Source organism: Ferrovibrio sp. GW821-FHT12F09 (assembly GCF_058806775.1).
This window is the reverse complement of sequence record NZ_JBXAPZ010000001.1, coordinates 1,341,814-1,355,690: the sequence shown is the minus strand read 5'-3', so window position 1 is coordinate 1,355,690 and position 13,877 is coordinate 1,341,814. Positions and strand designations below refer to the sequence as shown.

Here is a 13,877-nt window from a genome sequence, read left to right as displayed (position 1 = left end):
TACGGCCTCACGCAGGGCCGCGACAAGGTTAAGCGCACAGACACGGGCAGCCTTCTGGGCAATCTCCAAATCAATCTCGGGCCGAGCGCCACCTTGACGGCGCCTTGGCGCCCAGAGCATGCTTCCGATTCGCGAACAGGCCGTCAGAGTTAGCCGATATGCCTCAGCTGGCCCCTCTAAAAACATGGGCGAGCGATGCGGGCATACTCCGGTCTACCTTCGCGACCGAGTGTGCAGCGACCAGCGTTACGAAACATAGCCCATATGGAAGGCAGGACAGGAGATGGCTGGAGAGCGATACTCCTGCGGCCTGCAGCTGGAGAACGGCGATTTCTGAGAGCCCAAAAACCAACGCCACTGGCAGAGCCAGTGCGGGCTGCCATCTCGCGACAATAACCAGCCCGACGGCAACGAAGCCGCGACCCTTTGTCATTTCCTGAGCCCAGGTCTGAGTATAGTCGACCGCCAGCACGGCACCGCCAAGGCCAGACAGTGTACCGCCAACCATGATGGCTTCCAGCTGAGCGCGCCAAGGCCGAATTCCGGCGGAGCTGGCGTTGGACAGCGAATCCCCCACTGCACGCCACTGAAGGCCACGCCGAGTTCTGGCCAGGAACACAGCAAGCACCACTGTCAGGCCTAGCGCAACGAACGCCATTGGACTGATACCGAACACTGGTTCGAATCCCCGAACCTTACCGCCGACGTATGGACGTCCCAGCAGCGAACTCAATCCCAAGCCCAAGGTCCATACCGCCACACCGCTGGCGAGCTGGTTGACCCTGAATCCAATACACAGCACGGCATGCACGACAGACAATGCTGCCCCTGCCGCCATTCCAGCAGTCATGCCTAACGCTGGATTGCCGGTGACAACCACAGTGGCAAATCCTGCCACTGCGCCTACTAGCATCTGACCTTCGATGCCAAGGTTAATAACACCTACCCGCTGCGTCATTGTCTCTCCGAGCAATGCCAGAAGGAGAGGAGTGGCGCTGCGGATCATCGCCGCAGCCCATGCCAGAATCAGGGCGTCAGTCATGCCGGAGCGCTCGCAACTTGCCCCAACCGCTCACACTCAGGGCCACGGCGAACAGAATGCCTTGAAGAACCATCGCGCTGGCCGCGGGTACCCGGGCAATGTCTTGTAAGGCATCACCCGCCGAATAAAGGCCGCCAATCAACACTGAGAGCACCACGGCCCAAAGTATGTTGTGGCCGGACAACCACCCGACCAAAAACCCGGTGAGGCCATACCCCAGGGAAAGGCCAGGCTGCAGCCGCCCCTGGACAGCTGATGCTTCTCCCCATCCAGAAAGTCCCGCCAACGCACCGCCTATTGCCATGGTAACAATGGCGGCGCGCCCATAGTTCAGGCCGATGGCAGTCCCGAGGGAACGGTTTTCTCGCAGTACCCGCAGTTCGGTCCCCATCCGGCTTCGCGACAGGTACCAGTGCGCAAACACTGCCATAACGATCGCAATGACCAGTCCAAGGTTGATCCTGGTGCCGAACAGGGTCGGAAGCGCCGCTTCGGGTGGGAAGGATATTGTTGCAGGCCAGCCCAGACTGCTGGCGTCTTTCCATGGGCCGTAAACCACATAGTTGACCAACAGTACCGCGATATAGTTCAGCAGCAGCGTCGATATCGTTTCATGAACGCCGATGCGGGCCTTCAGATATGCTGGTAAAATTCCCCAGAACGCACCTCCCGCGACAGCGGCAGCGCCAACAAGGGGGAATAGTAGCCAGCCCAGCCCGACATCATGCGCGGCAATCATGACGCCTGCCGCAACCAATGCGCCCATATAGAGCTGACCATCGGCCCCGACGGAGATCAGCCCCAAGCGAGCCGGGATAATGGTTGCCATGGCGCAGAATAGGATGGGAGTCGCTTTGACGAGTGTTTCGGAGAATGAATAGGCATCTCCGAAGGAATACTGGATCATTGCGCCAATCATGGTCATTGGGGGCTTACCGAGTGCCATGAAGAAAACGACAGCCGCCAGGAAGGTCGCTGCCGCCACCACCAGAATGGTGAACGCCTGCTGTATCGGTATCACGCGGCGGCCAGCTTTTGGGCTGCCATCAACTGCCCAATACCTTGTCGCGTTGCTTCGCCACGATCCAGGATACCGGCGATTTCGCCGCTGTTCATGACAGCGATACGGTGGGCAAACCGCAGAAGATCGTCCAGATCCTCCGAGAACCAGACTACGGCTGCTCCACGGCGGGCATGCTCGAACAATGCTGCGTATACGGCATGGCAGGCCGCCACATCCAGCCCCATGGTTGGATAACACGCGACGATAAGGTCGGGCCGTCCGGACAACTCTCGCGCAATTACGAGCTTCTGCAGGTTTCCACCCGACAACTGCCCGGTTAGCATTCCTGGAACAGGGGGCCGAACGTCAAATTTTTCGAGCATAGCCTGTGTACTCGCGCTCTCCAGCATCCAGTTCGGCAAACGCTTCATGGCTGGCAGACGGCGAAGGAGCAAGTTTAGCGAGTTACTCAATCCCTCGGCTACCGCATTCTGGCGCGGCGCCTCGGGCAAATAAGCTACGCGGCTGTCCGGCTTTCCATCCAACTTTCGGGCAATGCTGATGCCATCCAGGACGATATCTCCATGAGATATAGGCAAGGCTCCGGCCAGTGAGTCTGCCAACGTCTTCTGGCCGTTACCGGATATACCCGCAATTCCCAGGACCTCACCTCGGCGAACATCGAAGTCGATGGTCCGCAAACCTGAAGCTCTTACGGACCGTACTTGCAGAAATGGAATATCGCCGGGTGGAGGAAGCTCCTGAACGTCCCTGATCTCCGCTTCGCCGACCATTCCCTTGACCAGTTCCTCGGCTGACCTCGCGCCAACGAACGCCCGGTCAACGACATTTCCGCGGCGCATGACGATAATCCGGTCGGCAACCGCCGCGACATCAGCCATCTTATGGCTGATGAGGACAACTGACCGCCCACTTGCCTTAAGGTCCCGAATGAATCCGTAGAGCCGCTCGATTTCCGGCGGCAGAAGTACCGACGTGGGTTCGTCCAGGATCACGACCCTGGCACCGCTACTCAGGGCCTTGGCCAACTCGACCATTTGGCATTCACCGACCGTCAGGGTGTAGACGGGACGCGATGGGTCAACTCCCGGTGCAAGGGCCGTCAGGTGACGCTGGGCTGTGTCCGTGTCGGTGGATTTCAGCCAAAACCCGAGACTGGGATTAGCGAACCTCAGATTGTCCCGCACGCTCAATGCCGGGAACAGGCTGAAATTCTGGAAGACCATACCGATGCCGCATGCGGTAGCGTGCTTCGGATCGCGAATAGTCGTCTGGACACTATCGATAAGTATCTCGCCAGCGTCAGGCCGGTAGATACCCAGCAGAATCTTCATCAAAGTGCTTTTGCCTGCGCCATTCTCACCCAGCAGCGCAATCACTTCGCAAGGGCGGATATCCAGGTCTACGTCTTTCAACGCATGCACGTCTCCGAAGCGCTTGGATATGGCACGCATTTCGATATGCATTCAGTCCTCGACGACAAACATGGCGTCGACTTCGACGGCCGCCTTTCGCGGCAGGGTCGTCACGCCGACCGCCGTTCTAGCGTGCGCACCGGCCGGGCCGAATACCTCCATCATCAGATTTGAGGCACCGTTGATGACAGCGGGAACTGAATCAAATTCCGGATCGCTGTTCACAAACCCGCCCAAGCGCAGGCAGCCACGGACTTTGTCTAGGGAACCGCAGGCTTGCCTGATCGCCGCAATAAGGTTTAATCCGCAAATTCGCGCTGCAGCCTGACCGGTACTTAGATCTAGATCGCGCCCGACTTTTCCCGTGTACAGCACTTTGCCGTTCCACTCGCAGACCTGTCCGGCCAGTACCAGAAAACGCCCATCGCGACGCCAGGCGACATAATTGGCCGATGGTGTTGGGACATTAGGTAGCTCTAACCCCAACTCAAGAATGCGCGCTTCACTCACTTTGCTAATCCCTGGAGAAGCGTGCCGGACTTGAGCGTGAAGCCGAAGAGAAGGCGGATGTTGTAGAGCGCCGCCTGCACGCAGTAATCGGGAGATGTTGTCGCCGCCCCGTCCTCGACCAGAATCGTGTCGTAGCCGAGAAAGTTGGCATCCTCGAGCGTCGTCATGACGCACTGGTCGAGATTCACGCCGCCGACAAACAGTGTTCGGACGCCTAGGTTTCGCAGGATCGCGTCAAGGTCGGTGTCCCAGAATCCGCTGAAGCGGTGCTTCGTCACCTGGATATCGGCGTCGCCGGGATTCAAATCGTCGACAACCTGGGCACCCCAGCTTCCGACACGAAGGACTTCGGACCGCGTTCCCGGGACTGGACTGCCCAGGTCCACTGCGTCACCGAATTTGTTGTGAGCGTGCATCAGCGATGGGCTGATATTCAGCAGATCCTTGCGGACCCCCCAGTTCACCCAAACTACCGGCAAACCATGCTCTCTGAATGCCGTAACCAGAGATTTCAGCGGCTCGATCGGGTCTTGGTTTGGTGTGACGTCGATACCCTGACTGTCCATCCAGCCACCTACCGTGCAGAAGTCATTCTGCATATCGACGATAACCAGAGCCGACTTGTTGGCATCAACCACAATATTCTGCGGCAAGGCCTCGAGCTTGACCGGTCGGACAGGCCTCGCCGGACGGGTCATGTCAACCAGGTCGCGACTGACCTGCCAGGATTGTTCGGGTCTGGCGCCCATCAATTTCATGCCTGTCATCCTACCCTCCAATCCACCCGGCCGGAGGCCGGGTGGATTTTCATCTATCCCGGTTACTTGGCAGAGCCGATGACGCCTTTGATCAGGTAGTCCATGGTCTCGATTTCCTGCAGGGTCATCTTATGGCCAGCAGATGCAGCTGTCGTGCCATCCTGCTTGATGACGGGGCCCTGCCAGACAACCTTGCTTCCGCCGATGATGGCCGCTTTTTCAGCCAGGACCTTCTTCGCGACGACTTCCGGAACTGCCTTGCCGAACGGGTCGAGCACGGCATTTCCTGAGGCGAGGTTGCCGCGGACATGGGACGGTTTCCAGGTGCCAGCCTGAATTTGCTTCACGAGATCCACCATCATCGGACCCCAATTCCACGAAACGCCGGTCAACCATGCATTAGGAGCCCGGTCCATGATGTTGACGTCTTTGCCGATGATATGGATGCCGCGCTTCTCGGCGACCTCAGCAATCGTGATCGGTGAATCGACCTGCTCGGCCACGACATCGATACCTTGATCAGCAAAGGCGTTGGTGGCCTCCGCCTCCTTCTGTGGCTCCCACCAGCCGCCGGTCCATACGACCGTGGTAGTGGCATTCGGATTTACCGACTGTGCGCCCAAGGTGAAGGCATTGATCGACCGCAGAAGCTGCGGAATCTGGAAGGCGCCGACGAAGCCCAGCTTGCCGCTTTTGCTGACAGAACCGGCAATGATTCCTGCGAGGTACATCCCGTCATCGCTGTCGGCCCAATAGGTTCCGACGTTGGATGAGGTTTTCAGGCCGCCAGCATGGAGGAACGAAACCTTGGGATATTTCTGTCCGAGCTTGATGGCGTAGTCGAGGTAGCCGTAGCTGGTCGCGAAGATAATGGAATGCCCGGTATTGATGAGCCGCTCCATGCTGCGCTCGACTTCCGCCGTCTCCGGAATTGCTTCGAAGGCAGTCGTCGTCGCGCCCGGAATGGCGGCTTCGACCTGCTTGCGGCCGATATCCATGGACATGTTGTATCCATAGTCGGCGGCCGGGCCGACATAGATGAAGCCGATTTTCTTGTCGCTGGCCTGTGCTGTAACAGCGATTCCAAGTGCCAGGATTGCCCCGGTCAGTGCTCCGATACGCATGCTTGCCTCCTTTAAGTAAGTATTCGTTTACTTACTTAGCAACCTTCGTGCCAGAGAATGTTCATTTCCTCTCAATGCTTTAGATAGCTGACGGAGTATACCAGCCCGCACATTTTTCGTGCAGGCGCGGAATTCATGCTTAATTTGGTGTCAGATAGCTCCGAAAGATTTCCGCAGTGTGAGCGGCTCTGGGCTTTAACCAGCTCGGGCCCAGTAGATCCTGGCGGAAAATCACTGACAGCGTGTGCCCGTTCGACAGATGAAAATAACTTAGAGCCACCATCGACACGTACAGCTGCAGAGGATCGATCCCCGCGCGTACTGTTCCGTCGGCTACTCCCCTTTTCAGGAGGCTTGCGATGAGGTCGATCGTTGGGGATGAAATCGATGGCACAAGGTTGGATCGCTTCAGGAAGCTCGCTTTGTTCAGGTTCTCGGTACTGAGCAGGTTCACAAGCTTGGGATGCGAGGCAAAGTGTCGATGGATGAACTCGTAGAGGTGCAGCAAGGCATCGAGAGCGCTTTCCTCGTCGGACGAAAAACTGCGCTCGGCGTCGCGGAGCTCCTTCAGGCCCGTTTCCAGGACGGCAATATAGAGCGGCTGCTTTCCACCGAAATAATGGTAGATCATCCGCGGATTGAGTTTCGCACGCTCGGCAATCCTGTCGATGCGGGCCCCGGCATACCCCTTGGCGGAGAATTCATTCATCGCCGCGTCAAGGATACGCTGACGCGACTCGTCTGGATTCCGGGTAGCTGGAGACTGTTTCGGTCGTCGGCCTGTACTTTGCGACATCTATGAAACCAAAGCTGTTTTCTGATTGATACGGCAAGGACGGTTGTAAATAAATGCTTACTTGCAGTACCGCCATAGATAAATTTGCCAACCGCTGGAAGCTACCTGCTGGTAGGGTGTTTAGACTCCAGCGACGGAAGCCATTTCGGCCAGGAACACTCCCGGGGGATGACGCCGCCAGAGTTGCCGGTCATATATCTCTGCCAGCCCGAGACCGTAACAGGACCTTTTCCGATGCCTGCCGCCCCCGTTCACACCTTCGCCATCCAATATGGCCTTGGCGACCTCCAGTTCGAACTGCCGCTGGCCACCGCCCTTCAGTTCTCCAACATGGCAGGCCGCATGATGAGCCAGTCAGGTCTCTCCCTCCCGGTCTTTCGACTGCATATGTGGGACATGCTGGCCAACAGCCTGGAACGCGGCGACCATCTGAAAGGTGGCCAGGAAGCCAATGCGGTGGCCATGGGGGCTGCCTGGCTATCCTTGACCTCAGCCATGCACCGGGACCACCCCGAGCGCCCCTTCTTCGTCCTGAAGCTTGGCGCCAAGGAGGAGGATATCGGCGTAGAAATTGAACAGGCCAACCGGTATGCCGAGCCTCATGAGGAACGCGGTCAGATCTTCGCCGTCGCAAATGTCACTGCTGAGCAGTTTGCAGTGGACACCAGGGCTTTCAGGGAATGGGCGACTGGCATTCAGGCCGACTTGGCAAAGGCGGAGCAGTAAATCCGTGCTACAGCGTTCACATTCTCTAAATTCGCCTCCAAGGTCCAAAAAACAACTTTTGCCATGTTTGCACCAACATCATTCGCCTTCAGCGTACTTCTGGTCGAAGCGCCAGACCTCCTCGAACCCCATCAACGTATTAAACCTATTGAAGTCATACGTTGGGACCTTGGTGCCTGCGCTGCAGCACGCTTCGTGTCCCGTGGTGTCTGCCAACTTTATATTTGAGAGTCATCTGCACTAAGCTCATTCCCGATCCAAAGCTCGGCAGAGCTTAAATCGGGAATGAGCAACGGTTCACCGATTACAGGTGAAGAACTTATTCGAATAGAACTTCGAGTGGTCGGCGATTGCCCCCTCCAGGCCCGCATACTTCTGCAGGACCTCAAGCCCCTTGGTCCAGTCGGCTGCTGAATGCCAACCGTGTGGGCAGGTCTTTGTGTCTTCGGAGAAGAATAGTTCGGTCATGAGCTGCCATTCGCGCTGCGTATTCGCCTTGTCCATAATCGGATTGATGGCGAGCGCTGCGGCCGCCGCGTCTTCCGGCTTCTTCTGCGCCTCGGCAGCAGCAGCCAGGGTCGCCTTCACAAACTTCTCGACCTGCTGTGGATTCTTTTCCAGCCTCTCCTTGGAGGTGATGATGCAGAAATCCGGCATGGCGAAAGTCGGCGATGCCCACGGAATATGTCCGGACGGACGCTGCTTATCGATCGCCGGTGCCGATGCGGCATAATGTGTGCCGACGATGTCTGCCTGACCGCGAACATAGGTGCCGGTCTTCTGCGACGGGTCGACGTTCACCACCTTGAGTGCGTCGGGCGCCATGCCGTTTGCAGCCAGAACCGCCGGAATCAGCTGGTCCGTTGCCGCACCGGCGCTGATGACGACGGTCTTGCCCTGCAGGTCCTTCATCGACTTGACGTTGGCATCTTTCGGGAAGAAGAAGCCCGGACCGAACTTGCCGGTGACGGTAGCAACGGAAATGAGGTCGCGCCCCTTGGCAATACCCAATGCCGTAGCCCAGCAACTCACAAAGCCGTAGTCAGTCTCGCCGCGCACAATTGAATCGAGGGTGGAGTTCGAGCCCTGGCCCGGAAGAACTTCGACTTTGAAGCCTTCCTTGCCGTAATAGCCACGCTCAGCGGCGTAATAGAAGGCGCCATAGATGCCATTGGGCACCCAATCCATGCGGACCTTCAAATTCTGCGCCGGTGCGGTCTGGGCCATTGCAGTCGATGCAAAGGTTGCCGCCACTATCACTGCGACCAAACCGCGCAGAGAATTTCGCACTGTTGTCGTCTTCATTTTTCGTCCCCCTGTTATTCCATCCCGCCAATACCCCGATGACCGAGGCCCGCCCCCGCGGCTATGGGATGGTCGTTCACTCTGATTTCGACTGTTCCCTGCGCAGGAGGCGGTCCAGCATCCGGCGTGCCTGCAGGCCAGGCCGGTCCGCCTGAACACTGATTTCCGGTCCGTGGACATAGTCCGGATCGGCATCCGCGGCGGCCTGAATGGCCTCCAGAACGACCTTGTCCTCCAGGAAGCCCTGAACGATGAGCTCGCGCAGCCTTTCCAGTTCAACCTTATTGTTCTGAGCGTAGTCGCCGCCCCTGAACCACCAGTAGTGAGCTGTGCCCGATGTCTCTGGTGTGGTGATGTGGGTGTAGCGGGACATGTAGAGTTCACGCTCGCCAGGCGCGGGATCGCGGACCGTCAGCTCCAGGCAGGCCTCGTGAATGGCGGAAGACAATGAACGCCCCCAGCTCTTCCTGTTGACCCTCCGGGAGGCATCCAGCCCCAGCAAGGCCCGATACATCGCCGGGATCGGCACATCTTCAAATGCGACCTCAAAACTGACCGAGCCGTCGGCACCAACCGTTGTCTCCGGCGGTTTCACCCAGTCGGTGATCTGGAAGGATTTGGCATGCACGAAGCCGAAGTGCGTCAGGTCGAGGACGTTTTCCTTCAGGCTCATGTAATTGGCCTTGAGCGGCATATAGCTGCCGATCAGGGCGTATTCTGGGTCATCCAGCCAGGAGAGATGCTGAGGCTCCACACCCTCGGCCAGCGCCGGGTCACCCGTCCAGATCCAGATGAGCGGCTTGATATCCTGCACCGGATAGGAGCGGACCACGGCATTGCCGGGAATGGTGGCCTGGGTCGGGATATGTTTGCACTTGCCATCCAGGCCGTACCTGAAGCCATGGTAGCGGCACATGATGGCGTCGTCCCGAACTTCGCCCAGCGACAAGGGAGCCTGACGATGCGGGCAGCGGTTCTCCAAGGCTGCGATCCTGCCATCCGCTGTGCGGAAGATGACCACCGATTTACCCAGGATGCGGCGTTCCAGCAGCTGTCCTGGCTCCAGCTCTTCCGACAGGCCCGCGACCCACCAATGATTGTAGGGATAGTTGACGGCGCCACCTTCTTTGGTGGCAATCGGCGGTCGCAATGCGACTGACGGATTCTGTGCCACTGAGACCTCTTCGTCAGCAACGCATCGTAACTGACGCGCCTGCTGACCAATCTGTTCTTCCCGCTAGGGACACGAGCTGCTGGGCCGTGGTGTCACATGGGTGACGCAGAAACTATGAGATGGCTGCACATGACCGGCCAATAATTATAACCACGCCCTAAATAACGAACCGTGATGACTGCCTGTTCAGCTTCGCTTGAGTAAGTCGGGAGCGCCAATTCAAAGACGTTATGACTCACACCAACAAATTAATTGGATGCCCTGAGGAGAAGTGGCGAGACTGCTATGCCCCCTCACATCAGTGCGCTGACAGAAATGTAGCTCCCGAAAAGATTGAATTCAGAAAAGCACGCTATGTCTACGTCCTCTTCTCCAGAAAGCCATACCGCGCCGGAACGGCGCTCATTTGACGTCGAAGTGCGCTCGATGCGGCAAATTACGCCACATATGAAACGGATTACGGTCGCCGGGGCGAACCTGAAAGGCTTCCAGGTCACGCTACCCGGACAATGGGTGAAGCTGTTCGTCACTAATCCCCGGGACGGCGCACGGTCTGGCCGCGCCTATACAATCCGCGCCTTCTCGCCTGAAACGGCCGAAATGGACCTCGACTTTGTTCTGCACGGCGACGGTCCATGCTCGACATGGGCCGAAGGTGCAAAACCCGGCGACATCATCCAGATTGCCGGACCTCGCAGCGGCTTTCAGATTGATAGCGACACACGATATCTGCTGATTGGCGGTGACGAGACTGCACTCCCAGCCATCAGCGCAATCCTGGAGTCCCTGCCTTCAGGCATTGAGGTCAAAGCCCTCATCGAGGTGCCCGATACCTCCGACATTCAGCGGATACGCTCCAGCGCCCAAGTCCAGTATCGCTGGTTCCCGCGCAGCGAAATGGCGCCAAGCGACAGCCAGACACTGCAGAATGCCATGCTGGCGTCCCATCTGCCCGAGGCCGCGGAAGTATGGTTCTCCGGCGAAACCTCTGTCGTCCGCGCCGTTCGTCAACACTTTTTGGTGACCCGGAAGATGGACCGTCGTCGAATCACTGCGTCCGGATACTGGAAGAAGGGAGAGGTCGATTTCCGCGATACCGAGCGGGTTGCTAAGAACTGATGATCCGCCCGGATGGCACCCTACTGGATTTTCGGACTATTCTGATTCCGTGCGGATACTGACACGCCAGCGGAACCAACGCGCTTCAACCAGCTCCAGGAACTTGTCAAGCGCGTAGAGAATGCTGACCAGAATGGCGGTCCAGACGAGGATACCCGCGGTATCGAAGAACTGGTTGGCGGTGTACATGGCCGCACCGATACCTGTGCTGGCACTCAAGGCTTCCGCGAAAACCACGATGCGGCCGCCAAAGCTCAGGCTGACCTTCAGGCCCGTGAAAATGAATGGCGTCGAAGCCGGGAAAATGACCATTTTCAGCATCCCAAACGTCGAGGGACGCAGGGAGCGAATCATCTGATAGAGCTCGTTTGGCACTGCCTTCACGCCGTCCGCTGTGTTCACAGCGACGATCGGGAAAACCAGCACGAACATCAGGAACCACACGCGCACTTCCGGCGCTCGGAACCAGACAATAGCCAGAAGAACCCAGGTCAACGCGGGAATACCGAGAACCACGCGAAGCAACGGGCCAAGTATGGCGTTGGCCCGGGCTGACATCGCAATCAGGATACCGACGGCAATGCCTAGGGTGGACGACACGACAAATCCGCCCAGTACGCGGCGCAGCGTAGCCGCAATGGCGAGGTACGTGCTTCCCTCGGAGAGAGTGGATACCAGCTTTTCCCAGACGTGGGGGATTGTAGGGAAGATGTACTCCGGAACATATCCACTGCTGACATGCCATATGGCGAGCAGGAGAATGAAATTCAGGGCCGTATATTTGTAGCTCCCGATACCATGGAGCAGGCCATAGGCCTTTTCTTTGGGACTCGTCATGTCGGCATGGCCTTGCTCTTGAATAGACGCCTGCGTCGTCAGGCGGCTGCTAGCTCTTTATCGATGGTTCCGAAAATTTCGTTGCGCAGGCGTACGCATTGCGCTGGCCAGTCTTCCTGTGCGCGCATGCCGCGGATCTTCATTTCTAGAAGGATCGATGCCGGACGCCCCAGGACAAGAATCCGGTCGCCGATTTCCAGGGCTTCCGTGATGTTGTGCGTGACAACCAGCGCAGCCTTGTGAGTCTCGGCAATGAGCCCCAGGCAATCGTGCCGTAGCTCCTGTGCCGTGACCTCATCCAGATGTCCGAATGCCTCGTCCAGCAGAATCAGGGCCGGATCGAGCACAAAGGCCCGGCAGATGGCGACGCGCTGGCGCATGCCACCGGACAGTTCATGCGGATAATTGTCACGCCACTTTTCCAGGCCGACCCGTCGGAGCCAGACCATAGCGGCTTCGCGGCGTTCGTCCTTGGGGACGCCAATTGCCTCAAGGCCAACCGCGACATTGTCGACAATGGACCGCCATGGCAACAGACGGTCTCCCTGGAAGACCGCGGCCACCTGACGACGCATACTCATGAAGTCGGCGTTCGGGTCGAAACCGTTGATCAGGATCTGCCCACCCGAAGGCTTGAGCAGACCAAGCAACATGTTGACGAGCGTGGACTTCCCACAACCCGACTTTCCGACAATACAGACGACTTCGCCCGGATTGACGTCGAACGTGACGTTTCGGACTGCAGTATGCGCTTCCCGCTTTCCAGGCTGCGGGAAGCGCTTGGTTACATCCTGGGCAACAAGGACTGGAGCCATTGTCTTACCCGCCGAAGAAGAAGCCGTTGTCCGGCACCTTCTCGATGAAACCGTATTCTTTGTAGACTTCGAGTTCGGCCATGATCTGGGGTTTGATCTGGGCGACCGGGACCGAGGTCCAGGTGTGCTTCAGGCCATTGATGCCGGTGCCGTACACCGCCATGCCGATGTCCTGCGGCAGACCCGCACCGCCCTTATCCGGCGGGGGCACCAGGCGCGCAGTCGCATCCTGCGGATTGTCGCGAACGTAGTCGGCCATATCCTTGTAGGTGGCTTGCACGCGCTCAATCACGCCCGGATTGGCGGCCAGCCAATCATTGCGGACGGCCATAAACTGATAGGTCCGTTCGGCGCCGAAAGTCTTGGCGAACGCGGTCCCCAGTTCGGCCATGACGTAGAAATCGTTCGGCGCGGCATTCACCAGCTGCTGCAGTGCGGTCTCCGGCTGGATCACTGCGGCGTCGAAATCTCCACGCTGGAACCGCGGAATAGCCTGCAGAAGATTGACGTTGGTGAACTCGACGTCCTTGTCGACATCAAGACCGTGGGTCTTCAGGTAAGAGCGGAGATAGGCGTAGTAGAACGACGTCTTGTCAGTCGCAATCCGCTTACCCTTCAGGTCCGCGGGCTTGGAAATCTTGGCATCCTTGCGGGCGATGAGCGTGCACAGCGAGCTGATGGATGCCGCAACAATCTTGAACGGGACACCGCGATTGTAGAGGTTCGCTAGGACATTCAGACCGGCAAGGTCAAGACCGCCAAAGACACCGGTATTGAAGTCGCCGTAGTAGGACTCCACGGTGTTCCGGATCTGCCAGTCCAGGTTCCAGTTGTGCTTGACGTCAAACTTGTTCTGCTTGATCCAGATTTTGCTGTGCGCGCTGTTGCCTGCCGGGAAGCTGACCATACCGAGCGAGGGCACTGCCCCCTGTGCCATGCCGCTGCCGAAAGGGTAACTCGCGGCCAGACCGGCGGCGGCCGTCATACGGAGAAAACCACGTCGCCCAATCTTGAGATTGGCGCCGATGTTGCTGGACTGGTTGCTTGCCGTCATTTCGGTCCCTCCGATTGTGCCTGCATCCCCACAAGCGAGCATGCATCCGTGGTCTCGCTGAATTCATTGACATCAGTGATGTCGGCGAACTCGGCACAGCAATCGGTCAGACGGCAGTCGATGAAGTGGTTACCACTCAACTTTGATCAGCAATGCACGAGCCTTACAAACGGCGCGC

Annotated in this window: 14 protein-coding genes; 2 read left to right on the top strand and 12 right to left on the bottom strand. The window is 58.1% G+C overall.

The window, feature by feature from the left end; translation table 11 throughout:
* Positions 1-163: 163 nt before the first annotated feature.
* From AC1ROB_RS06825 to AC1ROB_RS06795, 7 genes are all read right to left on the bottom strand, one after another.
* Positions 164-1,042 (bottom strand): ABC transporter permease, encoded by an 879-nt coding sequence (locus AC1ROB_RS06825; protein WP_492971953.1) that lies wholly within the window; start codon positions 1,040-1,042, stop codon positions 164-166.
* Entirely contained in the window at positions 1,035-2,063 is a 1,029-nt protein-coding gene (locus AC1ROB_RS06820) for an ABC transporter permease (protein ID WP_492971954.1), read from the bottom strand. Before AC1ROB_RS06820 ends, AC1ROB_RS06825 begins: the two co-directional genes overlap by 8 nt.
* Complete coding sequence (locus AC1ROB_RS06815) at positions 2,060-3,532, bottom strand: ABC transporter ATP-binding protein (RefSeq protein WP_492971955.1); 1,473 nt, start codon at positions 3,530-3,532, stop codon at positions 2,060-2,062. The genes AC1ROB_RS06820 and AC1ROB_RS06815 overlap by 4 nt, the downstream gene beginning before the upstream one ends.
* Positions 3,533-3,991, bottom strand: a complete 459-nt coding sequence (locus AC1ROB_RS06810) for a RidA family protein (RefSeq protein WP_492971956.1) — start codon at positions 3,989-3,991, stop codon at positions 3,533-3,535.
* Entirely contained in the window at positions 3,988-4,749 is a 762-nt protein-coding gene (locus tag AC1ROB_RS06805; protein ID WP_492971957.1) for a cysteine hydrolase family protein, read from the bottom strand. The genes AC1ROB_RS06810 and AC1ROB_RS06805 overlap by 4 nt, the downstream gene beginning before the upstream one ends.
* Before the next feature lie 62 nt (positions 4,750-4,811).
* Positions 4,812-5,873, bottom strand: a complete 1,062-nt coding sequence (locus AC1ROB_RS06800; protein WP_492971958.1) for a BMP family ABC transporter substrate-binding protein — start codon at positions 5,871-5,873, stop codon at positions 4,812-4,814.
* 139 nt (positions 5,874-6,012) lie between these two features.
* Positions 6,013-6,669 carry a TetR family transcriptional regulator gene (locus AC1ROB_RS06795; RefSeq protein WP_492971959.1) on the bottom strand — a complete coding sequence of 219 codons (657 nt, stop codon included), beginning with the start codon at positions 6,667-6,669 and terminating at the stop codon, positions 6,013-6,015.
* Between the two features lie 234 nt (positions 6,670-6,903).
* On the opposite strand from AC1ROB_RS06795, the gene AC1ROB_RS06790 reads away from it, so the two are divergent.
* A complete protein-coding gene (locus AC1ROB_RS06790) occupies positions 6,904-7,395 on the top strand; it encodes a hypothetical protein (RefSeq protein ID WP_492971960.1) in 492 nt (163 codons plus the stop codon).
* Positions 7,396-7,692: 297 nt separating this feature from the next.
* Here the strand turns inward: AC1ROB_RS06790 and AC1ROB_RS06785 are convergent, their stop codons facing one another.
* The gene (locus AC1ROB_RS06785; protein WP_492971961.1) at positions 7,693-8,700 is read right to left on the bottom strand and encodes an ABC transporter substrate-binding protein; all 1,008 of its coding nucleotides are present in this window, start codon (positions 8,698-8,700) and stop codon (positions 7,693-7,695) included.
* A 76-nt stretch (positions 8,701-8,776) separates the two neighbouring features.
* Positions 8,777-9,874, bottom strand: a complete 1,098-nt coding sequence (locus tag AC1ROB_RS06780; protein ID WP_492971962.1) for a Rieske 2Fe-2S domain-containing protein — start codon at positions 9,872-9,874, stop codon at positions 8,777-8,779.
* Between the two features lie 354 nt (positions 9,875-10,228).
* Here AC1ROB_RS06780 and AC1ROB_RS06775 point away from each other — a divergent pair, with 354 nt between their 5' ends.
* Positions 10,229-10,993: a siderophore-interacting protein gene (locus tag AC1ROB_RS06775; protein ID WP_492971963.1), complete on the top strand. Its 765-nt coding sequence runs from the start codon at positions 10,229-10,231 to the stop codon at positions 10,991-10,993.
* Positions 10,994-11,029: 36 nt separating this feature from the next.
* Here the strand turns inward: AC1ROB_RS06775 and AC1ROB_RS06770 are convergent, their stop codons facing one another.
* Genes AC1ROB_RS06770 through AC1ROB_RS06760 form a run of 3 tightly spaced genes read right to left on the bottom strand, consistent with a single transcriptional unit; the run spans position 11,030 to position 13,699 of the window.
* A complete protein-coding gene (locus AC1ROB_RS06770; protein WP_492971964.1) occupies positions 11,030-11,830 on the bottom strand; it encodes an ABC transporter permease in 801 nt (266 codons plus the stop codon).
* A gap of 38 nt (positions 11,831-11,868) precedes the next feature.
* Entirely contained in the window at positions 11,869-12,645 is a 777-nt protein-coding gene (locus AC1ROB_RS06765; protein ID WP_492971965.1) for an ABC transporter ATP-binding protein, read from the bottom strand.
* A gap of 4 nt (positions 12,646-12,649) precedes the next feature.
* Complete coding sequence (locus AC1ROB_RS06760) at positions 12,650-13,699, bottom strand: ABC transporter substrate-binding protein (RefSeq protein WP_492971966.1); 1,050 nt, start codon at positions 13,697-13,699, stop codon at positions 12,650-12,652.
* Positions 13,700-13,877: the final 178 nt, after the last annotated feature.

Excerpts from the sequence above, each read along its gene's own strand:
- AC1ROB_RS06825 (WP_492971953.1), bottom strand. The coding sequence starts at position 1,042 with ATGACTGACGCCCTGATTCTGGCATGGGCTGCGGCGATGATCCGCAGC.
- AC1ROB_RS06815 (WP_492971955.1), bottom strand. The coding sequence starts at position 3,532 with ATGCATATCGAAATGCGTGCCATATCCAAGCGCTTCGGAGACGTGCAT.
- AC1ROB_RS06805 (WP_492971957.1), bottom strand. The coding sequence starts at position 4,749 with ATGAAATTGATGGGCGCCAGACCCGAACAATCCTGGCAGGTCAGTCGC.
- AC1ROB_RS06800 (WP_492971958.1), bottom strand. The coding sequence starts at position 5,873 with ATGCGTATCGGAGCACTGACCGGGGCAATCCTGGCACTTGGAATCGCT.
- AC1ROB_RS06795 (WP_492971959.1), bottom strand. The coding sequence starts at position 6,669 with ATGTCGCAAAGTACAGGCCGACGACCGAAACAGTCTCCAGCTACCCGG.
- AC1ROB_RS06790 (WP_492971960.1), top strand. The coding sequence starts at position 6,904 with ATGCCTGCCGCCCCCGTTCACACCTTCGCCATCCAATATGGCCTTGGC.
- AC1ROB_RS06785 (WP_492971961.1), bottom strand. The coding sequence starts at position 8,700 with ATGAAGACGACAACAGTGCGAAATTCTCTGCGCGGTTTGGTCGCAGTG.
- AC1ROB_RS06775 (WP_492971963.1), top strand. The coding sequence starts at position 10,229 with ATGTCTACGTCCTCTTCTCCAGAAAGCCATACCGCGCCGGAACGGCGC.
- AC1ROB_RS06770 (WP_492971964.1), bottom strand. The coding sequence starts at position 11,830 with ATGACGAGTCCCAAAGAAAAGGCCTATGGCCTGCTCCATGGTATCGGG.
- AC1ROB_RS06765 (WP_492971965.1), bottom strand. The coding sequence starts at position 12,645 with ATGGCTCCAGTCCTTGTTGCCCAGGATGTAACCAAGCGCTTCCCGCAG.
- AC1ROB_RS06760 (WP_492971966.1), bottom strand. The coding sequence starts at position 13,699 with ATGACGGCAAGCAACCAGTCCAGCAACATCGGCGCCAATCTCAAGATT.